The sequence below is a fragment of the Anaeromyxobacter sp. SG17 genome, from assembly GCF_022690695.1.
GTDB classification, from domain to species: Bacteria; Myxococcota; Myxococcia; order Myxococcales; family Anaeromyxobacteraceae; genus Anaeromyxobacter; species Anaeromyxobacter soli.
Map to the genome: position 1 here is coordinate 1 of NZ_JALCYX010000001.1, position 24392 is coordinate 24392.

Annotated in this window: 25 protein-coding genes and 1 riboswitch; of the genes, 18 read left to right on the forward strand and 7 right to left on the reverse strand. The window is 75.5% G+C overall.

Annotated features, from left to right (window positions below):
* Positions 1-95: 95 nt before the first annotated feature.
* Entirely contained in the window at positions 96-875 is a 780-nt protein-coding gene (locus tag MNY60_RS00005; protein ID WP_242352854.1) for a GNAT family N-acetyltransferase, read from the reverse strand.
* 402 nt (positions 876-1277) lie between these two features.
* Between MNY60_RS00005 and MNY60_RS00010 the strand changes: the two genes are divergently transcribed.
* The 7 genes from MNY60_RS00010 to MNY60_RS00040 all read left to right on the forward strand — a co-directional run bounded on the left by MNY60_RS00010 (position 1278) and on the right by MNY60_RS00040 (position 8324).
* Positions 1278-1709: a helix-turn-helix transcriptional regulator gene (locus MNY60_RS00010; protein WP_242352990.1), complete on the forward strand. Its 432-nt coding sequence runs from the start codon at positions 1278-1280 to the stop codon at positions 1707-1709.
* Between the two features lie 158 nt (positions 1710-1867).
* The gene (locus tag MNY60_RS00015) at positions 1868-3079 is read left to right on the forward strand and encodes a threonine ammonia-lyase (RefSeq protein ID WP_242341452.1); all 1212 of its coding nucleotides are present in this window, start codon (positions 1868-1870) and stop codon (positions 3077-3079) included.
* Complete coding sequence (locus MNY60_RS00020; protein ID WP_242341453.1) at positions 3080-3310, forward strand: hypothetical protein; 231 nt, start codon at positions 3080-3082, stop codon at positions 3308-3310. It abuts the gene before it with no gap.
* A gap of 187 nt (positions 3311-3497) precedes the next feature.
* Positions 3498-4067 carry an RNA polymerase sigma factor gene (locus MNY60_RS00025; RefSeq protein WP_242341454.1) on the forward strand — a complete coding sequence of 190 codons (570 nt, stop codon included), beginning with the start codon at positions 3498-3500 and terminating at the stop codon, positions 4065-4067.
* 14 nt (positions 4068-4081) lie between these two features.
* Positions 4082-7387 (forward strand): protein kinase, encoded by a 3306-nt coding sequence (locus MNY60_RS00030; RefSeq protein ID WP_242359809.1) that lies wholly within the window; start codon positions 4082-4084, stop codon positions 7385-7387.
* Positions 7388-7389: 2 nt separating this feature from the next.
* Positions 7390-7878 carry a hypothetical protein gene (locus tag MNY60_RS00035; protein ID WP_374109391.1) on the forward strand — a complete coding sequence of 163 codons (489 nt, stop codon included), beginning with the start codon at positions 7390-7392 and terminating at the stop codon, positions 7876-7878.
* Between the two features lie 113 nt (positions 7879-7991).
* On the forward strand, positions 7992-8324 hold the full coding sequence (locus MNY60_RS00040) for a hypothetical protein (RefSeq protein ID WP_242337773.1): 333 nt from the start codon (positions 7992-7994) through the stop codon (positions 8322-8324).
* A 9-nt stretch (positions 8325-8333) separates the two neighbouring features.
* Here the strand turns inward: MNY60_RS00040 and MNY60_RS00045 are convergent, their stop codons facing one another.
* The 3 genes from MNY60_RS00045 to bioB all read right to left on the reverse strand — a co-directional run bounded on the left by MNY60_RS00045 (position 8334) and on the right by bioB (position 10930).
* Positions 8334-8573: a DUF2905 domain-containing protein gene (locus tag MNY60_RS00045; protein WP_242337775.1), complete on the reverse strand. Its 240-nt coding sequence runs from the start codon at positions 8571-8573 to the stop codon at positions 8334-8336.
* A 65-nt stretch (positions 8574-8638) separates the two neighbouring features.
* Positions 8639-9817 (reverse strand): 8-amino-7-oxononanoate synthase, encoded by a 1179-nt coding sequence (gene bioF / locus MNY60_RS00050; protein WP_242337777.1) that lies wholly within the window; start codon positions 9815-9817, stop codon positions 8639-8641.
* A 3-nt stretch (positions 9818-9820) separates the two neighbouring features.
* A complete protein-coding gene (gene bioB / locus MNY60_RS00055) occupies positions 9821-10930 on the reverse strand; it encodes a biotin synthase BioB (protein WP_242352865.1) in 1110 nt (369 codons plus the stop codon).
* A 161-nt stretch (positions 10931-11091) separates the two neighbouring features.
* Here bioB and MNY60_RS00060 point away from each other — a divergent pair, with 161 nt between their 5' ends.
* Entirely contained in the window at positions 11092-11244 is a 153-nt protein-coding gene (locus tag MNY60_RS00060) for a lmo0937 family membrane protein (RefSeq protein ID WP_242337781.1), read from the forward strand.
* A 138-nt stretch (positions 11245-11382) separates the two neighbouring features.
* Here MNY60_RS00060 and MNY60_RS00065 read toward each other — a convergent pair whose 3' ends face one another.
* Complete coding sequence (locus MNY60_RS00065; RefSeq protein ID WP_242337783.1) at positions 11383-11619, reverse strand: DUF2892 domain-containing protein; 237 nt, start codon at positions 11617-11619, stop codon at positions 11383-11385.
* 117 nt (positions 11620-11736) lie between these two features.
* Here MNY60_RS00065 and radA point away from each other — a divergent pair, with 117 nt between their 5' ends.
* Positions 11737-13122, forward strand: a complete 1386-nt coding sequence (gene radA, locus MNY60_RS00070) for a DNA repair protein RadA (RefSeq protein WP_242359810.1) — start codon at positions 11737-11739, stop codon at positions 13120-13122.
* Between the two features lie 40 nt (positions 13123-13162).
* Here the strand turns inward: radA and glpK are convergent, their stop codons facing one another.
* The gene (gene glpK, locus MNY60_RS00075) at positions 13163-14641 is read right to left on the reverse strand and encodes a glycerol kinase GlpK (RefSeq protein ID WP_242337787.1); all 1479 of its coding nucleotides are present in this window, start codon (positions 14639-14641) and stop codon (positions 13163-13165) included.
* 2 nt (positions 14642-14643) lie between these two features.
* Positions 14644-15537 (reverse strand): carboxylesterase, encoded by an 894-nt coding sequence (locus tag MNY60_RS00080; protein WP_242359811.1) that lies wholly within the window; start codon positions 15535-15537, stop codon positions 14644-14646.
* A 101-nt stretch (positions 15538-15638) separates the two neighbouring features.
* Here MNY60_RS00080 and MNY60_RS00085 point away from each other — a divergent pair, with 101 nt between their 5' ends.
* The 9 genes from MNY60_RS00085 to MNY60_RS00125 all read left to right on the forward strand — a co-directional run bounded on the left by MNY60_RS00085 (position 15639) and on the right by MNY60_RS00125 (position 24284).
* Entirely contained in the window at positions 15639-15950 is a 312-nt protein-coding gene (locus MNY60_RS00085) for a DUF3467 domain-containing protein (protein WP_242337791.1), read from the forward strand.
* Positions 15951-16095: 145 nt separating this feature from the next.
* Positions 16096-16905 carry an ABC transporter substrate-binding protein gene (locus tag MNY60_RS00090; RefSeq protein ID WP_242359812.1) on the forward strand — a complete coding sequence of 270 codons (810 nt, stop codon included), beginning with the start codon at positions 16096-16098 and terminating at the stop codon, positions 16903-16905.
* Positions 16906-17055: 150 nt separating this feature from the next.
* Positions 17056-17316: a hypothetical protein gene (locus tag MNY60_RS00095; protein ID WP_242352873.1), complete on the forward strand. Its 261-nt coding sequence runs from the start codon at positions 17056-17058 to the stop codon at positions 17314-17316.
* Positions 17313-17633 carry a helix-hairpin-helix domain-containing protein gene (locus MNY60_RS00100; RefSeq protein ID WP_242337797.1) on the forward strand — a complete coding sequence of 107 codons (321 nt, stop codon included), beginning with the start codon at positions 17313-17315 and terminating at the stop codon, positions 17631-17633. The genes MNY60_RS00095 and MNY60_RS00100 overlap by 4 nt, the downstream gene beginning before the upstream one ends.
* A gap of 112 nt (positions 17634-17745) precedes the next feature.
* A riboswitch (cobalamin riboswitch) is annotated at positions 17746-17924 on the forward strand.
* Between the two features lie 79 nt (positions 17925-18003).
* On the forward strand, positions 18004-19971 hold the full coding sequence (locus MNY60_RS00105) for a TonB-dependent siderophore receptor (RefSeq protein ID WP_242359813.1): 1968 nt from the start codon (positions 18004-18006) through the stop codon (positions 19969-19971).
* Positions 19968-21557, forward strand: a complete 1590-nt coding sequence (locus MNY60_RS00110) for an MXAN_6577-like cysteine-rich protein (protein ID WP_242359814.1) — start codon at positions 19968-19970, stop codon at positions 21555-21557. The genes MNY60_RS00105 and MNY60_RS00110 overlap by 4 nt, the downstream gene beginning before the upstream one ends.
* The gene (locus tag MNY60_RS00115) at positions 21545-22459 is read left to right on the forward strand and encodes an ABC transporter substrate-binding protein (RefSeq protein ID WP_242359815.1); all 915 of its coding nucleotides are present in this window, start codon (positions 21545-21547) and stop codon (positions 22457-22459) included. The genes MNY60_RS00110 and MNY60_RS00115 overlap by 13 nt, the downstream gene beginning before the upstream one ends.
* A complete protein-coding gene (locus MNY60_RS00120) occupies positions 22456-23496 on the forward strand; it encodes an iron ABC transporter permease (RefSeq protein ID WP_242359816.1) in 1041 nt (346 codons plus the stop codon). Before MNY60_RS00115 ends, MNY60_RS00120 begins: the two co-directional genes overlap by 4 nt.
* Entirely contained in the window at positions 23493-24284 is a 792-nt protein-coding gene (locus tag MNY60_RS00125) for an ABC transporter ATP-binding protein (RefSeq protein WP_242359817.1), read from the forward strand. Before MNY60_RS00120 ends, MNY60_RS00125 begins: the two co-directional genes overlap by 4 nt.
* Positions 24285-24392: the final 108 nt, after the last annotated feature.

The window sequence follows — 24392 nt, forward strand, 5'->3', positions numbered from 1 at the left end:
GGTCGCCGCGGGCGCCGCCGCCGCTCCGCGCCGCGCGCACGCGCCGAGCGGCAAGGCCGCGAGCGCCAGCGCGAGCGCGATCCCGCGCGCGGCGCTCATCGCTCCCTCACCAGCACGGCCCGCGGGTACGCGCAGCGGAAGCCCGCCTTCTCGAGCGTCCGCTGCGAGGCCGTCCCGGGCTCGGTCGCGGAGGCGGCGAGATCGCACCCCAGCGCGGCCGCCCACGCGAGCCGCGCGCGCACGAGCGCGAGCTGGAGGCCGCCCCCGCGCCGCTCGGGCACGACGCCGGCGCCCGACAGCGTCGCCACGCCGCGGTGCGCGGAGGCGAGCGCGACCCCCGCGAGCGTGCCGCGCTCGAACGCGCCGAACGCGACGTTGCCCGGGGCCCGGGGCATCGTCAGGAGCCCCTCGATCATGGAGGCGTACTGCGGCATCCGCCCGAAGTACGCCACGGCGAAGGTCTCGGCCCAGGCGCGCTCCTCCTCCCGCCGGATCGGCCGGACCTCCACGGTGGGCGCCTCCGGGAGCGGCGTGGGCGCGCGGAACCAGATCTGGTGGAACCGCTCGATGCGATAGCCGCGCCGCGCCAGCTCCGCGCGGAGCGACGCATCGGCCGGCGCGGCGATCTCGATCCGGATCGCGCCACCGCCGCTCCCGAGGTGCGCCTCGATGCGGTCGACCTCCGCGGCGGTCACCGTGCCCGCGAGGCCCACGCCGAGCGCCGCCGAGAACGGCGAGCCCTGCCCCTTGGAGACTGCGAGCCCGCCCCCGAGCTCGAGCGCTCCGCTCGGCCCCGGCTCGCCGGTCCGCGCGAGCTGCTCCGCCTCGGCGCGTTCGATGCGCCGGGCGAGCTCGCGCAGGTCGGGGAAGGGCATGGCTTCGAGTCTCCGCGCGGATCCCGAGCGTGTCCAGCGCGTTCGCGGCCGCTCGCCCGCTCGACCTCCGCGGTCACGGAGCGTCTCCCCGGCTGCGGCAGATCGCACGCTGCGCTCGCCCGTACCCACGGTCGGTGCCTGCGGTGAACCCGCGCAGAGTCCTTGGGTCACCGGACACGAAGGCCCCTGATCTGGCAGGCGAAAACCCAAATTAGCTTTCGAGCGGCCCGCGTCGGGTGACCTGTTGTTTTCAAGCCTGTAGTATGTGGGACCTGTCTCCACAGAGACGACAGGGGGTGCAGTGCCATGATGCGCGCGAACGTTCGCGTCCCCGCACCGCGGGGCGCCGCGGCTCATTGCGAGGGCGACGCCATGCTCCGCTGCGACCGTCAAGCGGAGGACATGCTACGCGTGTTCTTCCCGGAGGCCACCGACGGCGCAACCATTCCGAGCGAGCTCCGAGGCCTCACCGACGGGGCGCAGCAAGGGCCGCCGGGGATCCGCCGCACGCTCGTGATGGAGGGCCACGGCGAGCGGCTCCGGATCGAGGTCACCGCGGTCGGGAAGGGCAAGACGCAGCTGCACCTCTGGCGGGAGCCGCTGCCGGAGCCGGTGCAGATCGGGCCCGAGCCCGTGCAAGCCTCTCCCGGCGATGGGCTCACCCAGCGTGAACGCGAGGTCGCCCTGCTCGTCGCCGACGGGCTGCGGTCGCGCGAGGTCGCGGAGCGGCTCGGGATCGCCTCGCAGACCGTGAAGAGCCACCTCAAGACGATCTTCGACAAGCTCGGCGTCCGGAACCGCGTCGAGCTGGCCCGCCGCCTGGTCCAGCACTAGGCGGCGCGGCGCACGCCGTTCGCCGAAGCCCGGCGACGGCGGCGCGCCGCCTCCGTCACCGCCGAGCCCGTCGCTGGCCTCACGGCCGACGCGCAGGCCCGCCGCGCGCCCCCGGCCTTGCGATCGATCGCCCGCGAGGGGTAGCGTCACCCTCCCACATGATCACGCTCCAGGACGTCCAGGCTGCGCTCGGCCGGATCCGGGATCGCATCTACGTCTCGCCCTGCGCCCGCAGCGAGACGCTCTCCCGGCTGACCGGCACGAGCGCCCACCTCAAGCTCGAGAACCTGCAGATGACCGGCGCCTACAAGGAGCGCGGGGCGCTGAACAAGCTCCTCCTGCTCTCGCCGGCGGAGCGCGATCTCGGTCTCATCGCGGCGAGCGCGGGCAACCACGCGCAGGCGGTCGCGTACCACGCCGGCCGGCTGGGCGTGAAGGCGACCATCGTGATGCCGGAGACGACGCCCATCACGAAGGTCGCGAACACCCGCGCGCACGGCGCGCGGATCGTCCTCCACGGCGCGAACTACGACGAGGCGTACGCGGAGGCGCGGAGGCTCGAGCAGGTCGAGGGGCTCACGTTCGTCCACCCGTTCGACGACCCCGCCATCATCGCGGGCCAGGGGACGATCGGCCTCGAGATCCTCGATCAGGATCCGGAGGTCGAGACGATCGTCGTCCCGATCGGCGGCGGCGGGCTCGTGTCCGGCGTGGCGGTGGCGGCGAAGGAGCGCCGTCCGGGCGTGCGCGTCGTCGGCGTCGAGACCGAGGCTCTGCCCTGCATGATCGCGGCGATCGACGCGGGCAAGCCCGTGACGCTCGAGCCGGCGAACACCATCGCCGACGGCATCGCCGTGAAGCGCGCGGGCGAGCTCACCCTCGACCACGTGAAGCGCTACGTGGACGACATCGTCACCGTCTCCGAGGAGGAGATCGCGAGCGCGATCCTGTACCTCCTCGAGCGCGAGAAGACGGTCGCCGAGGGCGCCGGCGCCGTCACGGTCGCCGCGCTGATGCAGCGGAAGCTGCGCGGCGTCGAGGGCCGCAACGTCGTCGCGATCGTCTCGGGCGGCAACATCGACGTGAACCTCGTCGCCCGGGTGATCGAGCGCGGCCTCGTGAAGGACGGCCGGCTCGTCCGCATCAGCGTCGCGCTCCAGGACAAGCCAGGCCAGCTCGCGAAGGTGTCCTCGATCGTCGCCCACCACCGCGCGAACGTGATCGAGGTCCACCACACGCGCGCGTTCGCCTACCGGTTCGGCGACACCACCCTCCAGCTCACGCTCGAGACGCGCGGGCCCGAGCACGTCGAGGAGCTCCTCACCGCGCTGCGCGAGCGGGGCTACCAGGTGCAGCGCATGGGGCTGTAGATGGCGAGGCGGCGGGATCGCAGGGGGGGCGAGGCGCGGGCGGACGCGATCGTGGCGGACGCGCACCGGCGGCAGCGGGCGCGCACGCTCCTCATCGGCGCGATCGTGGCCGCGATCGTGGGGTTCGGCGCTGGCCTCCTCGTGCGGATGTGGACCGATCGCTCGCCCGAGGCGCGCGCCAGGGACGCCGTGGGAGAGCTACAGGAGCACGCGCGCGAGCACGCGCGCTGAAACGGCACGTCACGTCGTCCCCGCCCGCGCCTCGCTCCGGGGGAGCCCTCGCCCGCGCTGCGGGGGCGACCCGCGGAGGACGAAATTGGGCAGCCTCGTGTGCGTTGAACGGATCCGTCCGGTCGGTCATGATCCCGGCCTGGTAGCCGTGCCCCGGAGGTGGGAGCCGGCAGGGAGGTCCGCGCGCATGAGGGACGACCGCGCTGGGGCGCTCATCGAGGACGGAGAGCTCCAGGCCGGCGCGGAGGCGGTCGTCCGCGACTACGGCCCCCAGATCCTGGGGTACCTCACCTCGATCCTGCGCAACGACGCGGACGCGGCCGAGGTCTTCTCCCAGTTCACCGAGGATCTCTGGCGCGGGCTCCCCGGGTTCCGCGGCGAGTGCCCGGTGCGCGTCTGGGCGTACCGGCTCGCCTGGCACGCCGCGGCGCGCCACCTGCGCGATCCGTACCGGCAGCGCGGCAGGCGCCTGGAGACCACGGAGCTGTCGCGCATCGCGGAGGAGGTGCGCTCGAGCGTCCTCCTCGGGCAGCGCGAGGCGCGGCAGCGCGGCATCGACCTCCTGCGCGCGCGCCTCTCGCCCGACGAGCAGACGCTGCTCGTGCTCCGGCTCGATCGCGGCCTGTCCTGGCGGGAGGTCGCGACCGTCCTCGCGGAGGAGGGTGAGGGCGTGGACGAGCCGGCGCTCCGCAAGCGGTTCGAGCGCCTCAAGGAGCGGCTCGCCCGGATGGCACGCGAGGAGGGGCTCCTCGAGTAGGAGCGCGGGAGCGCATGGACGACGGGATCCACCCGCGGCGCCCCACCTCCCCGGAGCTGGCGGGGGACGGCGAGGCTCTGTCCTCCCTGCTCATGGAGCTCGCGAGCGCGCCCGCGCGCGATCCCGGCGACCTCGCCCGCCCCATCGTGGCGGGCCAGCGGATCGGGAGGTTCGAGCTCCTCCGTGAGGTGGGGCGCGGCGGCTTCGGCGTGGTCTTCGAGGCGCGAGACACGGAGCTCGGGCGGCTCGTCGCGTTCAAGGCCATGCGCCCGTCGCTCGCGCAGCCGGCGCTGCTCGAGAAGCCGCTCCGCGAGGAGGCCGAGGCGGCCGCCCGGCTCAACCACCCGAACGTCGTCACGCTGCACGACTACGGGATCCACGAGGGGACGCCGTACCTCATCCTCGAGCTCCTCCGCGGCGAGACCCTCCAGCAGCGGATCCGCCGCGGCGCGCTGGCGCCGCTCGAGGCGGTGCGGTTCGCGCGCGACGTCGCGCGCGGGCTCGTGCACGCCCACGCGAACGGCGTCGTCCACCGGGACCTCACGCCGGGCAACGTCTTCCTCACCGACGAGGGCGGCCTGAAGATCCTCGACTTCGGCCTCGCCCGCCTCCTCGATCGCGCGAGCCTCGCCGGCGGCACGCCGGCCTACATGGCGCCAGAGCAGCTCCGGGGAGAGCCCGGCGACGCGCGCGCCGACGTGTTCAGCGCCGCGGTGATGCTCTTCCAGATGCTCGCCGGACGGCTCCCGTTCCCGCAGGTCGAGGGCCGGAGCGCGGCCCTCGATCCCGGCCCGCCGCCGCCGCTCCCCCTGCACGACGCGCCGCCCGAGCTCCCCGCGCTGCTCGCGAGCGCCCTCTCGAAGGATCCCGCCGGGCGCCCCCAGAGCGCGAGCGCCCTCCTCGCCGCCCTGCAGCGCGTGGAGGAGGCGTACACCGAGCGGGCCGCCGCCGCCTCCCGGGCGCTGCGCCACCGCCGGCTGCGCCGCGTCGCGGCGGTGCTCGGCACGATCACGATCGCCGCGGCCTCGGGCGCGGCGGCGCTCGCGCTCCGGGCGCGCGGCGAGGCCGAGCGCGCCCTGCGCGCCTCGCGCATCGCGAGCGCGGCGGAGGGCGCCTCCGACCCGCTCGCCGCGGCGCTCCTCATGACCGAGCTCGGCGAGGATCCGCCCGCCCGCGCGCTCGAGATCGCGCAGCGGATCCTGTCGGAGCCGATCCCCGTCGCCGTGCTCGACCACCCGCCGGGCGGCCTCGGGCTCGCGGTGAGCCCCGACGGCAGAGAGGTCGCCGTGGGGGTGGGCTCGGCGGAGGCGGCCGGCGGCGGCGCCCCGGCGGCGGGCGTGGCCATCTGGAACGCGGACGGCACCGGGGGCGCTCGCGTCCTCACCGCCCCGGGCCTGCACACGACCGCGCTCGCCTTCACGCCCGACGGGGCGCGCGTCGTCGTGGGGACGCACGACGGCGAGCTGAGGGTGTTCCGCGCGGACGCGAGCGGGAGGCCGCTCGTGCTGGCCGCCGGCTCGAGCCCGCACGCGGCGCTGGCGGTCGCGCCCGACGGCCGATCCGCCGCGGTCGGCGCGCTCGACGGGCGCGCCTGGATCGTCCCGCTCGACGGCGCGCGGCCGGCGCGCCCGCTCGTCCACGACGGGGCGGTGCTGACCCTCGCCTACGCACCGGACGGCGCGCGGCTCGCCACCGGCGGCGGAGACGGGCACCTGCGCGTGTTCGACACGCGCTCGGGCGCGCTGCTCGCGCGCGTGACCCTGCCCGGCGGTGCGATCTTCGCGCTCGCCTGGGCCCCCGACGGCGGCGCGATCGCGACGGCCTCCGAGGACGGGGTGGCGCGCCTCTTCTCCGACGGCGGCACGCCCCGCGCGGCGTTCGGCGCGGCGGGCGCGCCGCTCTCCTCCGTCGCGTTCAGCCCCGACTCGCGGCGGATCGTGATCGCCTCGCAGGACGGGTCCGCGCGGATCCACCCGGTCTCCGCGCCCGCCCAGCAGGTGCGCCTGCGCGGCCACCGCGGCGCCGTCATCGACGCGCGCTTCAGCCCCGACGGCGCGCACGTCCTCACCGTCGGCGCGGACGGGACCGCGCGCGTGTGGGCGGCCGACGGCGAGGGCACGCCGCTCGTGCTCCGCGGCCACACGGCCTTCGAGGCGGCGTTCTCTCCCGACGGATCGCGCATCTTCACGCGGGGGAAGGATCGGACGATCCGCGTCTGGAAGGCCGAGGACCCGCGGGAGCGCGGCGTCCTCCGCGGGCACGGCGAGCTCGTGGACACCGTCGAGTGGACGCGCGACGGCACGCGCATCGTCACCGCCGGGCACGACGGCACGGCGCGGATCTGGCCCATCCACGGGGACGGCGCCCCCCTCGTCATCTCCGACCCGGGTCGCGTGCTGCACTCGGCGGACCTGGATCGCGACGAGCGGCGGCTCGTGACGGCGTCGGAGGACGGGACGGTACGGCTCTGGGACGCCCGCGACGGGCGGCTGCTCCGCGAGCTGCGCGGCCACACGAGCTCGGTCCTCTCGGCGGCGTTCAGCCCCGACGGCACCCGCATCGCGAGCGCCTCGCTCGACGGGACCGTGCGCATCTGGCCCGCCGACGGAGACGGCGAGCCGCTCGTGCTGTACGGCCACGAGAAGGGCATCACCTCGGTGTGCTGGACGCCGGACGGCAAGTTCGTGGTCTCGGCCTCGCAGCTCGACGCCACCGTCCGCATCTGGCCGGTGGACGGCTCCCCGGCGAGCGTCATCCGCGCGGAGCGGAGCGTCTTCCGCGCGACGGTGACGCCCGACGGGACGCGCCTGCTCGTCGCCGAGGAGAACGGGCCGCTGCACGTGTACCGGCTCGAGCCGCTCGAGGAGCTGCCGCCCATCGCGGCGCTGCCGGAGGGGCTCTTCTCCGCGGCGGCGAGCCCGGACGGCGACCGCATCGCGCTCACCTCGCACGACGGCATCGTGCGCGTCTACCCGGCCTCGGGCACCGGCGAGCCGCTCATCCTGCGCGGCCACGACGGCAGCGTGGGGCACGCGGCGTTCAGCCCGGACGGCACCGAGCTCGCGACGGCCTCGGTCGACGGCACCGCTCGCGTGTGGACCGTCTCGTGGGGACGCGTGCTCGCCCTCCTGCGCGCCTCGACGACGGCGTGCCTGCCGGTGGCGCACCGGGTCCAGATCCTCGGGGAGAGCGCGGCGGAGGCGGAGCGCCGGGCCGGCGCGTGCGAGCAGCGCCACGGGCGGGCGCCCGAGCCCCGCCGGCCTCCGGAGGGAGAGCCGGGCGCCGGCCTTCCGCCGCCGACCTCGGCGCGGGGAGGATGACCGTGAACGCCCGCGCCCTCGCCGCCCTCTCCCTCGTGGCCGCGCTCGCCGCCGCGCCCGCGCACGCCGACGCGCCCACGCCACCGCGGCTCCCGCCCCCCGCTCCGGAGCCACCGCCGGCCGGCGCCGAGCGCGTCGAGGTCCGCGTCACGTTCCCGCCCTGGCAGTACACCGGCAAGTTCCGGCTCGAGACGGTCTCCGGCGACCTCCTCGACGAGGGGACGGCGCGGGACGACGGCGGGTTCGCGTCGCAGGCGACGGTGGAGCGCGTGCTCGAGGGCGCGCGCGGGACGCTCGTCCTCCGCGTGCAGCGCACCGCGAAGGTGCCGCGCTTCCCGGCGCTGTTCGGGCGCTGGACGGTCGTGGGCGGCACGGGCGCGTACGCGCGCGCGGTCGGCCGCGGCACGTTCACGAGCTGTGCGTCAGGTGAAGTCGGTAAGGGAAGTCCCTTCGAGCTACAGACGCTCGTGGGCTACGCGCGCCTCCGGTGATACCCCTGGCCCTGCGGTGGGCCCCCCAGGGACCGCGCCGGCGCGCGTCACGAGACTGCTTCTCGCTGCTCTAGATCATCGGGTGGTGGCAGCGCCCTCTGGAGGAGCGGAAAATGACGCGCGAGAAGCAGGAAGTCCTCTTTGCCGGGTTGCCGCGCAGGCGGCGTCTCGCCGGGTTCGTCACGATCGCTCTCTGGCTCGGTATCGCCGTCGCCTTCGCGACCGACCTGGTGCCCACGAAGTCGAGCGCCGAATGGCTGTACGGGGTCGAGGCGCGACGCGACGCCTACGCCCACGTCCTCGCTGCGCGCGCCGCGCAGCAGACCGACGCGCCGCGCCGCGCGCGGACGCCGCCGGCCACCGCTCAGCGAGACCGAGCGGCGGCTGTCGTCACGCCCGCCACGCTGCAGGTCCACACGCCGCCCGCGCTCTGCCAGGCGCCGTGACGCGGACGGTCAGCCTCGTCGACCGAGGAGCCAGAGCAGCAGCGTGAGGAGGATCGACAGGACGATCGACGTGCCGAGCGGGAGGTAGAGGCGGAAGCCGTCCCGCTCCACGGAGACGTCGCCCGGCAGCCGTCCGAGGCGAAGCCCGGGGAAGCGCTCGGCGAGGATGAGGAGGACCCCGGCGAGCGCGATGATCGCGCCGGCGAGGACGAGCATCCGGCCGAGGCCCCCGAGGCCACCCGCTGCCATGCACCCATCCTAGCGGAGGCGAGAGCGTGTCGCGAAGGGTGAGCCGACGGGGACCCCGGTTCGGCTCAGCCCTTCGCGGCTAGGGGGATCACCTCTGCGAGCGCGCCGAGGAAGGCGTCCACCTGCGCCTCCGTGTGCCCTGCGGTCAGCGTGACGCGCAGCCGGCTCGTGCCGCGCGGCACCGTGGGCGGGCGAATCGCGCGCACGTAGAAGCCGCGCTCGCGGAGCGCCTGGGACGCGGCGACGGCCCGGGCCTCGTCCCCGAGGATCACGGGGAAGATCGGCGCGACCACGCGCGCCACGTCGAACCCGAGCCGGGCCAAACCGGCCTTCATGCGCGCGACGAGCGCCCCGAGCCGCTCCCTGCGCTCCGGCTCCGACGCGACGATCCCGAGCGCGGCGAGCGCGGCGGCCGACGCCGCGGGCGCGGGGGCCGTGGTGAACACGAACGTCCGCGCGCGGGTGATCAGCAGATCGACGAGCCGCCGCTCCCCGGCCACGAACGCGCCGGCCGCGCCGAGCGCCTTGCCGAGCGTTCCCATGTGCACGTCGACGCGGTGGGCGATCCCGAGCGCCTCGGCCAGCCCGCCGCCCCGCGGCCCGAGCACGCCCTCCGCGTGCGCCTCGTCCACGTAGAGCATCGCGCCGTGCCGGTCGCAGAGCTCGGCGAGCTCGCGGAGCGGCGCGGCGTCGCCGTCCATGGAGAAGATCGCGTCGGTGACGACGAGCTTGCGCCGCGCGCGCGAGCGCGCGAGCAGGTCCGCGAGCTCCTGCACGTCGCAGTGCCGGTAGCGCACGAGCTCCGCGCGTGACAGGAGGCAGCCGTCGACGATGGACGCGTGGTTCAGCACGTCGGAGAAGACCGCGTCGTCGCGTCCGACCAGCGCCGGGGGGACGCCCGCGTTCGCGTGGTAGCCGGAGCCGAACAGGAGCGCGGCCTCCGCCCCGGCGTGCGCCGCGAGCGCCCGCTCGAGCGCGCCGTGCACCGGGAGATCGCCGGCGACGAGGCGCGAGGCGCCGCTCCCCGCCCCCTCGCGCTCGGCCGCGTCCGCGGCGGCGCGCCTGAGGCGCGGGTCGGCCGCGAGCGCGAGGTAGTCGTTCGAGCAGAGGTTCACGAGGCGGCGGCCGCCGAGCTCCACCTCCGGCCCCTGGGGCGAGCCGATCGGCTCGAGCGCGCGGCGGAGCCCCTTCGTCTCGAGCGCCTCGAGCTCGCGATCGATCCAGTCGAGCGAGGCGCGCCCCATCGGCTACGCGCAGCCGCCGCGCGGCGCGCCGACGACGGGCAGCGCCCGCTTCCCGCCCGGCTCGGCGGCGCGGCGGTTCCACTCGGCGTCGGCCGGGACCGTCCCGTCGAACGACCAGGCCCGGCCGGTGTCGGGCGCCCGGAGCGAGAGCCCCTGGGCCTCCACCATCTCCACCGTCTCGCCCGGACCGCGCCCCGCGCTCGTGAGGTAGTTGCCGACCATGGTGCCGTTCGCGCCGGCCCGGAAGATGAGGTGCTGGTGGACGCCGAGGTTCACCTCGCGGCCGCCCATCACGAAGATGTGCGCGGCCGGCATCATGAGGCGGAACACCGCGATCGCGGCGAGGCACTCCTCCGCGGTGATCGCGCTCACGTGCTCCATCGGCGTGCCGGGCCGCGGGTTCAGGAAGTTCATCGGCACGCAGTCGACGCCGAGCTCGCGGATGGTCTCGGCGAGCTCGACGCGCTGCTCGGGGGTCTCGCCCATCCCGAGGATGCCGCCCGAGCACAGCTGCAGGCCCTGCCGCTTCGCGGCGCGGATGGTCTCGAGCTGCTCGTCGTAGGTGTGCGTGGTGCAGACGTTCTCGAAGAAGCTGCGCGCCGTCTCGAGGTTGTGATGGTAGTGCATGAGCCCGGCGGCCTTGAGCCGGACGAGCTCCGGCTCGCGCACGAGGCCGAGCGACGCGCACGGCTCCACCGCCGTCTCGGCGCGCAGCTTCCGCACCGCCTCCTCGATCGTCGCGAGCTCGCTCTCCTTCGCGACGCGCGTGCCGGAGGTCACGATCGAGAACTCGCGCGCGCCGGCGCGCTCCGCGGCCTTCGCCTGGGCCACGATCTCCTCGGCCGGGACGAGCGGATAGACCGGCGCGTCCGCCGCGGGGAAGTGCGCCGACTGCGAGCAGAACCCGCAGTTCTCGGGGCAGCGGCCGCTCTTCGCGTTCGTGATGCCGCAGAGCGCCACCTCGTCGCCGTGGACGGCCCGGCGCACGGCCTCGGCGCGATCGAGCAGCGCCTCGAGCGCAGGGCCGGAGGTGTGGCGGATGAGCGTGCGCGCCTCGTCGGCGCCGATGGGCGTGATGCCGGGCGGGAGCGTGGTCTTGGCGGTCTCGCACATGGGAGCCGCACGATAGAGGCCGCCGATCCGCTCGTCAACCGACCGGTCAGGCAGGGGTTTACGACGCGCCGCGCCGACCTCCCCCCGCGGCCCGGCGGAGCGGAGCCGCCGGCTGCGTCGGCCCCGGAGCAGTGGCTAGCTTCTCGATCGGGAGGGAAACAATGCTCTGGACGATCACGATCCTGCTCGTCGTGCTGTGGGCCATCGGCATGGTCTCCGGCGCGACGCTGGGCTGGTGGATTCACCTGCTGCTCATCCTCGCGGTCATCTCGCTCATCTTCGCTGTGATGCGCCGCGGTTCCGCTGCGGTCTGACGCTGGCGGCGGCGTCGTCCCGTACGGACGGCGCCGCCGCGTCGTTCCTGCCGGTCGCCCGCCGGCCAGGCGAGCCAGCGCCGCGCCATTCGACGGAGCGTGACGCGCCGCGACGACACCGTCGCGACCGCGCGGTGCTCACGCGCGCGGCTGCGCGAGCGTCTCCGGCTCCCGGTCGGGCAGCCCGGCCTTCCTCAGGATCATCTCCGCCGGGCAGAACCCCGAGAAGGCGCTCTGCACGAGGTTCAGGCCCACGAAGGCCGTGAACCACAGGAAGCGGGCCGAGACGAAGAGCGGGCTCGCCTCGACGCCCAGGGCGAGGGAAAGAAGGACGAAGGTTCCCGCGAGGACGCGGACGGCGCGATCTACGGTCATCTCAGGTGTACTCCCGGGCGACCTCGGGTGGACGCCACGGAGGTCGGAGACGGAGCGACGCCGAAAGGGTTCGCCCCGCCGCCCCGACGCGGTCAGAGCCGCGTGCTAACGGTGCGCATGGCCCGCCCCGCCCCGAAGGCGAAGACCGTCTACGCCTGTGCCGAGTGCGGACAGACGAGCCCGAAGTGGCTCGGCCAGTGCCCGGCCTGCAAGCAGTGGAACACGATGCAGGAGGAGGTCGCCGCGCCGGAGCCGAGGGGTGCGTCGCCGCGCGGCTGGGGGGTCGCCAGCTCGGCGAGGCCGATCTCGCTCGCCGAGGTAGAGGCCCGGGAGGAGGACCGGCAGCGGACCGGCATCGGAGAGCTCGACCGCGTGCTCGGCGGCGGCGTCGTCCCGGGTGCGCTCGTCCTGCTCGGCGGAGACCCCGGCATCGGCAAGTCCACCCTGCTCCTCGCGGCGCTCGACCGCCTCGCGCGCGCCACCCCGGACCGGCCGGTGCTGTACGTCTCGGGCGAGGAGTCGGCGCGCCAGGTGAAGCTCCGCGCCGATCGGCTGGGGGTCGGTGCCCCGAACCTCCGCGTGCTCGCCGAGACCGACGCCCAGAAGGTGCTGCACGCGGCGGAGGCGCTCGCGCCCGCCGCGGTGGCGGTGGACTCCATCCAGACGCAGTACCTGCCCGAGCTGCAGAGCGCGCCCGGCACGGTGACGCAGATCCGCGAGGTCGCAGCGCGGTTCATGGCGTACGCCAAGACGAGCGAGACGCCGGTCTTCCTCGTGGGGCACGTGACGAAGGACGGCGCCATCGCCGGCCCGCGCGTCCTCGAGCACATGGTCGACACCGTCCTGTACTTCGAGGGCGGGGGCGCGCACCCGTACCGCGTGCTGCGGGCGCACAAGAACCGCTTCGGCTCGGCGAGCGAGATCGGCGTGTTCGAGATGAAGGCCGGCGGGCTCGCCGAGGTCACGAACCCGTCGGCGCTGTTCCTCGCCGAGCGCCCCGAGGACGCGCCGGGCAGCGCCGTGGCCGCGGTGCTGAACGGGACGCGCACCCTGCTCGTCGAGATCCAGGCGCTCGTCGCGCCGACCGGCTTCGGCACCCCCCGCCGCACGGCGCTCGGGATCGACTCGAACCGGGTGGCCCTCCTCGCGGCGGTGCTCGAGAAGAAGGTCGGGATGGAGATCCTGGGCTGCGATCTCTTCGTGAACGTCGCCGGGGGGCTGTCGGTGGACGATCCCGCCGCGGATCTCGCCGCCGTGGCCGCGCTCGCCTCGAGCTTCCGCGATCGCGCGCTGCCGCGGCGGACGCTCGTGCTCGGCGAGGTCGGCCTCGCGGGTGAGGTCCGCGCCGTCTCCCAGCCCGAGATCCGCCTCGCCGAGGCGGCGCGGCTCGGCTTCGAGCGCGCCATCATCCCGGCCGCGAGCGCGCGGCACGCCGAGGTGCCGTCGGGGATCGAGATCGTCGGGGTGGACACCGTCGCGGACGCGCTCGATCGGTTGGGGTGACCGCCGCGCCCAGCGCAGCAGCCCGGGATCGTGCGCCGACTCAGGCCGACTGGACTGCCTTTCGCCACTTCGCGAGATGCCCCTCGCGCTCGACCGGCTTCATCCTCGGGTCGAAGCGCTTGCCGACCTTCCACGCCTTGCGGATCTCCTCGCGATCCTTCCAGAACCCGGTCGCGAGGCCGGCGAGGAACGCGGCGCCGAGGGCGGTGGTGTCGATCATGCGCGGGCGCTCGACGGGCACGTCGAGCAGGTCCGCCTGGAACTGCATGAGCAGGTCGTTCTGCGAGGCGCCGCCGTCCACCTTGAAGACCGGGTAGGCCTTACCCGCCTCGGCCCGCATCGCCTCGGCGAGATCGTAGATGAGGAACGCGATGCCCTCGAGCGTGGCGCGGGCGAGGTGCGCGGCGGTGACGCCCCGGTCGATGCCGCGGATGACGCCGCGGGCCTCGGGGCGCCAGTGCGGCGCGCCGAGCCCGGCGAGCGCCGGGACGAACACGAGGTCGCCCGTGTCCTTCACCTGCCTCGCGAGCACCTCGACGTCCGGCGTCTTCTTGAACAGGCCGAGCCCATCCCGCAACCACTGCACGGCGGCCCCCGCGATGAAGGAGGAGCCCTCGAGCGCGTAGGTCACCTCGCCGGCAACGTCCCAGGCGACGGTGGTGAGGAGGCCGCGCGACGACAGGAGGGGCTCCTTCCCGATGTTCTGGAGCAGGAACGCGCCCGTGCCGTAGGTGCACTTCGCCTCGCCGGGCTGGAAGCACGCCTGGCCGAACAGCGCCGCCTGCTGGTCGCCCGCCATGCCCGCGACCGGGATCCCGTCCGGCAGGACCTTCACGTTCCGCGTGACGCCGTACACGTGCGAGGAGGGGACGATCTCGGGCAGGACGTTGCGCGGCACGCCGAACAGGTCCAGGAGCTCGCGGTCCCACGCGCGCGTGCGCAGGTCCATGAGCAGCGTGCGGCTCGCGTTCGACACGTCCGTCACGTGGGTGGCGCCGTTCGTGAGGCGCCAGACGAGGTAGCTGTCGATCGTCCCGAACGCCGCCGCGCCCGAGTCCGCCCGCTCGCGCAGGCCGCGGACGTTGTCGAGGAGCCAGCGCATCTTGGTCGCGGAGAAGTAGGGATCGATGACGAGCCCGGTCTTCTCGCGCACCCGCGGCTCGTGCCCCTCCGCCTTGAGCAACGCGCACACGTCGGTGGTGCGCCGGTCCTGCCAGACGATGGCGTGGTGGAGCGCGCGCCCCGAGATCCGATCCCAGGCCGCGGTCGTCTCGCGCTGGTTCGTGATTCCGATCGCGGCGATGTCCCGACCGGTGAGGCCTGCCTCGCGCAGCGCGCGCTGGACCGTCGCGATCGTCGAGCCCCAGATGTCGTCGAGATCGTGCTCCACCCAGCCCGGCTTCGGGAAGATCTGCCGGAACTCCTGGTTCACCCGCGCGCGGAGCCCGAGCCGCTTGTCGAGGACGAGGACGGTCGTCCCGGTCGTCCCCTGGTCGATCGCCATCACGTAGGAAGCCATGCTCACCTCGCGCGCGGGCGCCACCCCGGCCCGCGTCGCCTCGTGCCGCCGCTCCGCTCCCGCGCCCGGGCGCCGTCCTCGCCGCGCGTCCTCCGCCCCGGCTCCGGCGTGGCGCGCGCCCCCGGCACGGGGAGGCTCGTCAGGAAGCGCGCGGTCACGTCGGCGCAGAGATCGCGCTCCACGTCGATCCCGACGAGGTGCCAGCTGTCCTCGAGGACCACGAGCTCGGCCGGCCCGCTCCCGATGCGCCGCGCGATCCGCCGGGCGCCGCCGACGGTGACGGTGTGATCGCGCGCCCCGGCGACGACCAGCGCGGGCGCGGCGATGCCCGGAAGCTGGCGGTCCACGTGCGCGGCGAGCGCGGCGAGCTCCGCGACCGCGCCGAGCGGCACGCCGCCGAGGGTCGGGCCGCGGTTGCGCTCGCGCATCTCGGGATCGCGGACGTCCGAGCCCGCCTCCTTGGGGACGACGATCCGCGAGATCGGCCCGAGCCGCGCCAGCAAGGCGCCGAGGCGGCCGTGGAGCTGGAGCTCGAGCGCGGGGGCGAGGAGGACGAGGCCGTCGACGCGCTCCGGGTGATCGTGGGCGAGCGCGCAGGCGACGAGCGCGCCCATCGAGCAGCCGACCACGAACGTGCGCCGCGCGCCCTCGAGCCGGCCGAGCTCCCGGCGCGCCTTCGCGATCCACTCCGACCACGGCACGCCGAGCAGGTCCCGGGGGTCGCCGCCGTGCCCCGCCATGACCGGCGCGAGGCAGCGCATGCCGGTGTCGGCGAGGCGGCGCGCCACGACGTGCATCTCGAAGGTGGAGCCCGTGAGCCCGTGCAGGAGCAGGACGGCGTCCGGGCCGCCGCGCAGCTCGAACTCCCTCCCGTGCTCGATGCCCGTGCGTGCCAACCGAACGATCGCTTACCCCTGGACGGGCTACGTTTCAATGCTCCCGGTGCGACGGCCCCGTCCAGGCAGCGCTCCCGGCGCCGGCATGCTAACACCGCGGCATGTCCGACAAGCCCGGCGTCCCGCCGCACGCGATCCAGCTCCAGCTCGAGATCGACCCCGTCACGGCGAACGGAGTGTTCGTCAACATGGCGATGGTGAACCACACCGAGACCGAGTTCACCCTCGACCTCATCTACATCCAGCCGCAGGCGCCGAAGGCGACCGTCCGCTCGCGGATCATCACGACGCCCAAGCACATGAAGCGGCTCATGCTCGCGATCCAGGACAACGTCGCGAAGTACGAGGCGCGCTTCGGCGAGCTGGACCTCGGCGACACGCCTCACTTCCCCCACGGAGGCGCGGTGGCGTGACGCCGGCGAGCCACGCCGTCTCCCGCCCCCTCCCGCTCGGGGTTCGTGCGTCGCCGCCCCTGCTCGTCGCGTCCCATCACGGCGCCGCCGGACGCGGCGACGCCCCGGCGCTCGCCTCGCTCGGCGATCCTCCACGGAGCGTTCCATGAAGATCTCCTCCCCGCTCCTCGGCACCACGTTCGAGCTGCCGGAGCGCCCCGGGCGCATCGTCTCCCTGGTCTCGTCCGCCACCGAGACGCTCTTCGCGCTCGGCGCGGGCGACGCGGTGGTGGGCGTCACGCCCTACTGCGCGCGCTACGTGCCCGGCCTCGGCGCGCCCGTGGTCGCCGACTACGTCTCCGGCGACCCCGAGGCGATCCGCGCCGTCCGCCCCGAGCTCGTCGTGGCGACCGACGGCGTGCAGCTCCCGCTGGCGCGCCGGCTCGCGGCGGCGGGGCTCCCGGTGGCGCTCCTGCCCGTGCCGCAGAGCCGGTTCGGCATCCTCGAGAACACCGTCGCGCTCGGGGCGCTCACCGGGCGGCTCGCCGAGGCGCGCTCTCTCTGCGACCGGCTCGAGCGCGCGTGCGCCGAGCTCGTCGCCTCCGCTCCCTCCCCGCGGCCACGCGCGTACGCGGAGCTGTGGTTCGGCCGCCACCTGCGGCGTCCCGGGGGGCGCGCGTTCGTGCACGACCTGCTCTGGCTCGCGGGGCTCGAGCCCGTGCACGGCGATCGGCCGGACGCGTACGCCCCGCCGGAGCTCGACGAGGTGCCGGGCCTCGCGCCGGACTGGGTGATCGTGTTCTCGGAGCCCGAGCACCCGATCGACGCGGAGGCGCTCGTGCGCGAGCGCGGCTGGGATCGGGCGTTCGCGCCACGCGTGCTCGCGTCCACCACCGAGCGCGGGCGGAACCTCATCCACGACGGCCCGTCGTTCGTCGAGACGGCGGCGTGGCTGCGCGACGCGACCGCCGCGTGAGAGCGCGGCCGCCGCGCGGCCGCCGCGGCCGGGCCTGAACCCCCGTTCCGTGGACGGTCCAAAGGATCCCGCGGGGTTGGGACCGGCACAGGCGCTGCTCTCCTGCCGCTCGCGCGCACGACCGCGCGCTCGAACGGAACGGAGAGAGAGATGAGCGACACGAACGACAAGGGCGGCGCCCGCAAGCTCGCGGTCTACGCCATCCCCGACAGCGCGAACGGCGAGCGGACCTGGTGGCCGAAGATCGGCGTCGCGTTCACGAACAGGGACGGCAGCATCGCGATCCTGCTCGACGCCTTGCCCCTCGGGACGAACAAGCTCCAGGTGCGCGAGCTGCGCGAGGACGGGCGGCCCGCGGGGAACGGAGCGCCGCGCCGCGTGGGGCTCGAGACCGTCGAGGTGCGGCCGTGAGGCGGGCCCTCCTCGCCGCGGTCGCCGCCGCGGTGCTGCTCCTCGCGGGCCCCGCGCTCGCCGCGAAGAGAGCGCTCGGCCCGGGCGAGCGGATCGACCTCAACCGCGCGAGCGTCGCCGAGCTCATGCGCCTGCCGGGCGTCGGAGAGAAGCGCGCCCAGGCGATCGTCGCTCAGCGGGCCCGCCAGCCGTTCCGCCGGCCGGAGGACGTGCTCGTCGTGAAGGGGATCGGCCCCGCGTGGCTCGCGAAGGTGAAGGCGAACGTCGCCGTGGGCTCCGCTCCGTCCGGCACCGCTGCGGTGACCGCACGGAAGTGAAGGCACCCGGATTCGCTCGGGGACCCGGCCGGCGCATGCACTCTCCGGCCGGGTGCCCCGGCGACGCCCCGCGGGGTCCTGCTTGACACCCGGCGCGGGCGGGCGCTACTCGTGGCTTCGATTCAGCGGCACGGAGGAACAGGGAAGCCGGTCGAAGTCCGGCGCGGTCCCGCCACTGTAGCCGGGTGAAGGTGCCTCGGAAGTCGCCACTGCCGCAGCCCAATCGCGGTGGGAAGGTGGAGGTACCGAGCGGAGCGTCCCTCCGCGACCCGGGAGCCAGGAGACCTCCCTCCGAGCCTGTCGCGCATGGTGCGCGGCCTCGCCGTTCGCGGCGAGCAAAGATGCATCGGGTCCGGAGGAGACCCGACACTTGGGCTCGACTTCCCGCTCATCGGGGCGCGCGTGCGCCCTCATCGCCGCGCTGGCGCTCGGGCTCGCGCTGCGTGCGCGCGCCGACGGCACCGTCCCCGACGCGCCGCCGTCCGAGAGCGAGCCGCCGGTGCGGCTCCCCGAGGTCGAGGTCCGGGTGCCACGCGCCGAGGTCGAGAAGGATCCGACCGCGTCCGCGACGGTGGTGTCCGCGAGCCGCTTCGAGGGCGAGGCGAAGGACGTGGCGCAGCTCCTCGCCACCGCCCCGGGCGTCTCGGTCACCCGCTACGGCACGCTCGGCCAGCTCGCCACCGTCTCGGTGCGGGGCGTCGCCGCGGACGGCGTGAAGGTGCTGCTCGACGGGCTCCCGCTCGGCACGGCTGGCGGCGGGGTGGATCTCTCGACCATCCCGCGCCAGTGGATCTCGCGCATCGAGGTGGTGCGCGGCGCGGCGGGCGCGCAGTTCGGCGCGGGCGCGCTCGGCGGCGCGGTGAACGTCGTGATGCGCCAGGGCGAGAAGGGCGAGCTCTCCGCCGAGGCGACCACCGGCGCCTTCGGCACCTACGCGATCTCCGCCGACACCGTCGCGGAGGTCGGGCCGTTCTCGCTCTTCGCGGCGGCCACCGGCGAGGACACCCAGGGCGACTTCACCTACGCATTCGACGACCGGCCGTCGCTGCCGGGGAGCCCCCTCGAGGAGCGGACCCGCCGGAACAACGGCGCGCGGCGCGCCGGCGCCCTCGCCAAGTTCGGCGGGGTCGCGAGCGGCTTCCGGGTCGACGGCCTCGCGCAGCTCACGGCCGGGCGGCGCGAGCTCCCCGGCTCGCCCTACCAGCCGACCCCCGCGGACTGGGAGGAGGACGGGCGGGTGCTCGCGATGCTGCGCGTCGCGCGCGCGGTTCACCCTCGCCTCACGCTCGCCGCTCGTGCGTTCGGCCGCCGCGACCTCCTCGACACGCGGCTCGCCGCGATGGGGTCGGACCCCACGCGTCAGCGCGGCGGCGCCGGCGGGCTCGAGCTCGAGGCGGGGCTCACGCACGGTCCGGGCGTCCTCACCGCCGCCGCCTCCGCGGAGGTGGAGGGCTACTCGAGCGACGCGCTCGGCGGGACGCGGAGCCGGCCCGGCTTCGCCGGCGCGCTCGCGGAGGACCTGCTCCTCGCCGGTGGCCGGCTGCGCGTCGGTCCGTCGGTGCGGGCGGAGCGGACCGGCGGATACTCGGGCGTCTCCGCCAAGCTCGGCGCCGCGTTCGAGCTCGCCCGCGGCCTCGCGGTCCGGGCGAGCGGCGGACGGACCTACCGCGTCCCGAGCTTCGCGGAGCTCTACCTCGAGCAGGGACTCCTCGCCCCGAACCGCGACCTGCGGCCGGAGACGGGCGCCGGCGCGGACGCGGGGCTCGTCTACGACGGCGCGCTCGGGCTCCTCTCCATCGGCGGCCACGCGACCGTCTACGACGACATCATCACGTACGAGCCGGCGAGCGTCGGCCGGTTCCGCCCGTTCAACACCGGCCGCGCGTTCGTCGCGGGCGTGGAGGCCGAGGCGGCGACCTCGCCCTGGCGGCGCGCGCTCGGGCTCGCCCTCTCCGGCGCGTACACCTTCCTCCCCACCGAGGTGCTGCGCGGCAGCGCCGACGTGCTCGGGAACGCGCTGCCCCGCCGGCCGCGCCACCGGGTCTACGCGCGGGCCGCGATCTCGCCCGGCCGCCTCGGCGCCCACGTGCAGGTGGAGCACGTGCGCGACCAGTACCTCGACATCCGGAACCAGGCCCGGCTCCCGGACCAGACGATCCTCGGCGCCGGCGCCTCCGTGCGGATCCTTCGCCAGCCGCTCGTGGCCCTCCACCTCGAGGTCGAGAACCTCGGCGACGACCGGACCCTCCTCGACGGCTACGGCAACCCCCTCCCCGGCCGGACGTGGATGGTCACGCTCCGCGCCGGGACCTCATCTCGCAGTGAAAGGACCCCATGACCCTCCGTTCCCCCCTCGCGGTCGCGCTCGCCCTCGCGTTCGCCCTCGGCTGCAAGAAGGACCTCGTCTGCCCCTCGGGCGAGGTCGACTGCGGCGGCCGCTGCGTGTCTCTCCTCACCGATGCCTCGAACTGCGGCGCCTGCGGAGCGACCTGCGGCGCGCTCGAGGCGTGCAGCGCCGGGAGCTGCGGCTGCGCGCCGGGCATCGCCCTCTGCGGCGGGGCCTGCACCGATCTCGCCCGCGACGCGCAGCACTGCGGCGCGTGCGAGACGGCCTGCGGCGCGGCCGACTTCTGCACGACGCAGGGGGACGCCACCGCCTGCACCGCGGCGTGTCCCGGCGGGTTCACTGCGTGCGGCCGGTCGTGCGTGGAGCTCGCGACGGATCGGCAGAACTGCGGCGCCTGCGGCAAGGCCTGCGGCGCGGGGGAGGCGTGCCGCGACGGCGCCTGCCGCGCCGAGGTGTTCGTCGCCTGCTACGCGACGGGGGACGTGCGGCCGGTGACGGTCGATCTCGCCCCCGCCGGCGCCCCGCGCCTGTCGCGCGGCGGTCCCACGGCGCTCGCGATGGGCGCGGACGTGCTCTACACCGCGAACGGCTTCCCCGCCGGGGTGGGCGTCGTGCCCATCGACGCGAGCCTGCCGACGAGCCTCACCGTGCTCCCCGGAAACGACCTGCAGTACGTCACGACCTACGCCGGCGCGGTGCTCGCCGCGAACTCCGGCGTCGGCACGCTCGTGGTCCTCGACGCGGCGGGCGGGGTGCTCGACGAGATCGTGCTGCCCGGCGACGCACCGAACCCGCACGGGCTCGCCGTCGCCGGGACGACCGCGTACGTCGCGCTGTACGGCAACGGGCCCACGGGCGACCAGACCGCCCCGGTCGGCCAGCAGATCGCGAAGGTCGATCTCTCCGGGCTCGCCGAGTGCGCGAAGCCGGACGCGCCCGCCTGCGGCGCGGGCGGCGCCTGCGCCGCCGGGCGCGAGTGCCGCGACGGCCGCTGCCGGGCGCGCTGCGGCGAGGTCACGGGCACGATCGACGTCCTCGCGGTCCCGGGCAGCGCCGACGCCCCCGGCTATCCGTTCCCGAACCAGGTGGCGACCGTCGGCGCCCGCGTGTTCGTGTCGCTCCCCAACTTGAAGTTCGCGGACTTCGGCGGCGGCTTCGCCGGCTACTTCGCCCCCGCGGGCAACGGACGGCTGCTCGTCGTCGACACCGCCGCGGGCGACGCGACGTCCATCGTGGACCTCGGGCCCGGCTGCAAGAACCCGGGCGACGTGGCGGTGCTGGGCTCGACGGTGTGGATCGCGTGCGGCTCGTTCTCCTTCCCGACCGAGGCCCCCGGCGCGATCGTGCCGGTGGACGTCTCGGGCGCGCCGAAGGTCGGCGCGGCGGTCGACGCGAGCGCGATCGTCCCGGGGAACGTGACGTTCTGCGGCGGGCGCGGCCTCGTGACCGACCAGAGCTCCGGGAAGGTGCTGCCCTTCGACCCTGCGTCGCGCGCCACCGGCGCCGCGACCGAGGTCTGCCCGGTGAATCCCGACACGCACTTCGCCTGGGTGTCCGACATCGCATGCAGCGAGTGATCCGCCCCGCCGCCCTGGCCCTCGCCGTCGCCGCGCTCGCCCTGTCGCGCGCGGCGGCGGACGATCCCCTCCGCCCGAGCGGCAAGGGCGCCGCGGAGGGTGGCGCGATCTGGGTGGGGCCGCGCCCGAAGGCGCCGCCCCGCCGCATCGTCGTGCTCGCGCCGAGCCTCACCGACGTCGTCGTCGCCCTCGGCCACGCGGACCGGCTCGTGGGCGTGACGCGGCTCGACGACTCTCCAGAGGTGAAGGACCTCCCGCGCGTGGGCGGGTTCCTCGACCCGAGCCCGGAGGCGGTGCTCGCGCTCTCGCCCGATCTCCTGCTGTGGGTGACGGACGGGGGCGCCCTCGGCGCGGTGCGGCGCATCGCCGAGCTGTCGGCCGCGTCGCGCCACCCGTTCCCGGTCCTCGCCATCCCGATCGTGAGCGTCGCCGACGTGCTCGCGACGCCGCGCCTCGTGGGCGAGGCGCTCGGAGACCCCGCGGGCGGTGAGCGGCTCTCGCGCTCCCTGCGCGCGGCGGTGGACGACGTGCGGCGCCGGGGGCGGGAGGTGAAGCGCAAGCGCGTCCTCTTCGTCGTCGGGCGGGAGCCGCTCGTGGTGGCGGGTCCGGGGAGCTTCCCCGACGAGCTCCTCGCGCTCGCCGGGGCGGAGAACGTCGTCCGCGGCGAGCGCCCCTGGCCGGTCTACCCGCTCGAGAAGGCGGTCGTGGACGATCCGGAGCTCGTCGTGGACGGCGCGGCGCGCGAGCCGCCGGAGGGGATCGCGCGGCTCGCCGCGATCCCCGCGGTCCGCCGCGGCCGGGTCTTCCGGATCCCGAACGACGATCTCCTGCGGCCGGGGCCGCGCATGGTCCGCGGCCTCGACGCGCTCTTCCGCGGGATCCACCCCGAGGCGAGCCGGTGACCGTGTCCCCCGCGGCCCGGCTCGCGCTCGCCCTCGCCGCCGGCGCCGTCGCCGTCGCCCTCGCGATCGCCCTCTCCTGCACGCTCGGCGCCCAGCCGATCTCCATCTCCGCCGCGCTCGCGGGCCGCGATCCCGACGCGGCGATCCTCCTCGGGCTGCGGCTCCCGCGCGCGGTGCTCGCCGCGCTCGTCGGCTGCGCCCTCGCCGCCGCGGGGACCGCGCTCCAGGCGCTCCTGCGGAACCCCCTCGCCGAGCCGTTCGTGCTGGGCGTCTCCGGCGGCGCCGCCCTCGGCGGCTCGATCGTGCTCGTCGCGGCGGCGGGGCTCGCGCGCGTCGCCGGGAGCGCGGGCGAGGCGCTCGCCGCGGCGCCGCCGGTCGCGGCCGGCGCCGTGCTCGGAGCGCTCGCCTCGACCGCGCTCGTGTTCGGGCTCGGCCGCGTCGCGGGGCGGCTCGTGCCGGAGGCGGCGCTCCTCGTCGGCATCGTCTTCAACGCCTTCGTCGCGGGCGTCATCACGCTCATCAAGCTGCTCGTCCCGCCCGAGCAGGCGAGCCGGCTCATGTACTGGCTCGTCGGCGCGGTCGGCTACGAGACCTCCGGCACGATCGCCGTCGGGGCCGTCCTCATCGCCCTGTCCGTGGGGGCGCTCGTCGCGCTCTCGGCGCGCCTCAACGTCCTCACGCTCGGCGACGAGGAGGCGGCCTCGCTCGGGGTCGACGTCAGGCGCGCCCGCGCGGCCGTGTTCTTCGCGGCGAGCGCCGCGACCGGCGCGGCGGTCGCGCTCGCCGGCATGGTCGGGTTCGTCGGCCTCATCGTCCCGCACCTCGTGCGCCGCGTGGTCGGGCCCGACCACCGCCTGCTCGTCCCCGCCTCGGCGCTCTTCGGCGCGGCCTTCCTCGTCCTCGCCGACGCGCTCGCGCGGCTCGCCTTCCTCCCGCTCGGCACCGAGCCGCCGGTCGGCGCGGTCACCGCGTTCCTCGGCGGGCCGTTCTTCCTCTGGCTCCTCCGCCGCACCGAGCGGCCGTCGGAGGCGGCGTGAGCGCGCCCGCGCCGGGCCCCATCGTCGAGGTGCGCTGCGCCTCGTTCGCCTACGGCGCGCGGAACGCGCTCGAGGACGTCTCCTTCACCGCGCGCGCGGGCGAGTTCGTCGGGCTGCTCGGCCCGAACGGCGCGGGCAAGTCCACCCTGGTCCGGCTCGTCGCCGGGCTCGCCGCGCCCTCGTCCGGCTCGGTGCGCCTCGGGGGGCTCGATCCCCACGCCGCGCCGCGCCGGGAGGTCGCCCGGGTCTGCGCGCTCGTCCCGCAGGAGCCGCGCGTCGGCTGGCCGTTCACGGTGCGCGAGGCGGTGATGATGGGGCGCACGCCGCACCAGGGCCTGCTCGCCGTGGCGACCCGCCTCGATCACGGGGCGGTGCGCGGCGCCCTCGAGGCCTGCGACCTCCTCCACCTCGCCGGACGCCGGCTCGACGCGCTCTCGGGCGGCGAGCGGCGCCGCGTGTTCTTCGCGCGCGCGCTCGCGCAGGAGCCGCGCGTGCTGCTCCTCGACGAGCCGACCGCCTTCCTCGACCTCGCCCACCAGGTCGCCGTGATGCGGATGGCCCAGCTCGCGGCCCGCGGCGGACTCTGCGTCGTCGCCGTGCTGCACGACCTGAACCTCGCCGGCGCCGCCTGCGATCGGCTCGTCGTGCTCTCCGGCGGCCGGGTCGTCGCGGAGGGCCGGCCCGCGGACGTCCTCACGGACGCGCGGGTGAGCGCGGTGTGGGGAGTGCCGGTGTGGCGCGGCGAGAACGGGGCGACGGGGAAGCCGATCGTGCTGCCGAACGTGTGAGGATGGCCGGCGCCCGGAAGGTGCACGGAACAGTCACCGTGGGAGTGCCCGGCCCATCGCGCGAGGAGAGGCGACGCCCCTCCCGGCAGCGGAGGAGTCGAGCGTCCC

Bases quoted from the DNA above. Each gene is read 5' to 3' on its own strand.
- MNY60_RS00005 (WP_242352854.1), bottom strand. From the start codon at position 875: ATGCCCTTCCCCGACCTGCGCGAGCTCGCCCGGCGCATCGAACGCGCC.
- MNY60_RS00010 (WP_242352990.1), top strand. From the start codon at position 1,278: ATGCTACGCGTGTTCTTCCCGGAGGCCACCGACGGCGCAACCATTCCG.
- MNY60_RS00015 (WP_242341452.1), top strand. From the start codon at position 1,868: ATGATCACGCTCCAGGACGTCCAGGCTGCGCTCGGCCGGATCCGGGAT.
- MNY60_RS00020 (WP_242341453.1), top strand. From the start codon at position 3,080: ATGGCGAGGCGGCGGGATCGCAGGGGGGGCGAGGCGCGGGCGGACGCG.
- MNY60_RS00025 (WP_242341454.1), top strand. From the start codon at position 3,498: ATGAGGGACGACCGCGCTGGGGCGCTCATCGAGGACGGAGAGCTCCAG.
- MNY60_RS00030 (WP_242359809.1), top strand. From the start codon at position 4,082: ATGGACGACGGGATCCACCCGCGGCGCCCCACCTCCCCGGAGCTGGCG.
- MNY60_RS00040 (WP_242337773.1), top strand. From the start codon at position 7,992: ATGACGCGCGAGAAGCAGGAAGTCCTCTTTGCCGGGTTGCCGCGCAGG.
- MNY60_RS00045 (WP_242337775.1), bottom strand. From the start codon at position 8,573: ATGGCAGCGGGTGGCCTCGGGGGCCTCGGCCGGATGCTCGTCCTCGCC.
- bioF (WP_242337777.1), bottom strand. From the start codon at position 9,817: ATGGGGCGCGCCTCGCTCGACTGGATCGATCGCGAGCTCGAGGCGCTC.
- bioB (WP_242352865.1), bottom strand. From the start codon at position 10,930: ATGTGCGAGACCGCCAAGACCACGCTCCCGCCCGGCATCACGCCCATC.
- MNY60_RS00060 (WP_242337781.1), top strand. From the start codon at position 11,092: ATGCTCTGGACGATCACGATCCTGCTCGTCGTGCTGTGGGCCATCGGC.
- MNY60_RS00065 (WP_242337783.1), bottom strand. From the start codon at position 11,619: ATGACCGTAGATCGCGCCGTCCGCGTCCTCGCGGGAACCTTCGTCCTT.
- radA (WP_242359810.1), top strand. From the start codon at position 11,737: ATGGCCCGCCCCGCCCCGAAGGCGAAGACCGTCTACGCCTGTGCCGAG.
- glpK (WP_242337787.1), bottom strand. From the start codon at position 14,641: ATGGCTTCCTACGTGATGGCGATCGACCAGGGGACGACCGGGACGACC.
- MNY60_RS00085 (WP_242337791.1), top strand. From the start codon at position 15,639: ATGTCCGACAAGCCCGGCGTCCCGCCGCACGCGATCCAGCTCCAGCTC.
- MNY60_RS00090 (WP_242359812.1), top strand. From the start codon at position 16,096: ATGAAGATCTCCTCCCCGCTCCTCGGCACCACGTTCGAGCTGCCGGAG.
- MNY60_RS00095 (WP_242352873.1), top strand. From the start codon at position 17,056: ATGAGCGACACGAACGACAAGGGCGGCGCCCGCAAGCTCGCGGTCTAC.
- MNY60_RS00110 (WP_242359814.1), top strand. From the start codon at position 19,968: ATGACCCTCCGTTCCCCCCTCGCGGTCGCGCTCGCCCTCGCGTTCGCC.
- MNY60_RS00115 (WP_242359815.1), top strand. From the start codon at position 21,545: ATGCAGCGAGTGATCCGCCCCGCCGCCCTGGCCCTCGCCGTCGCCGCG.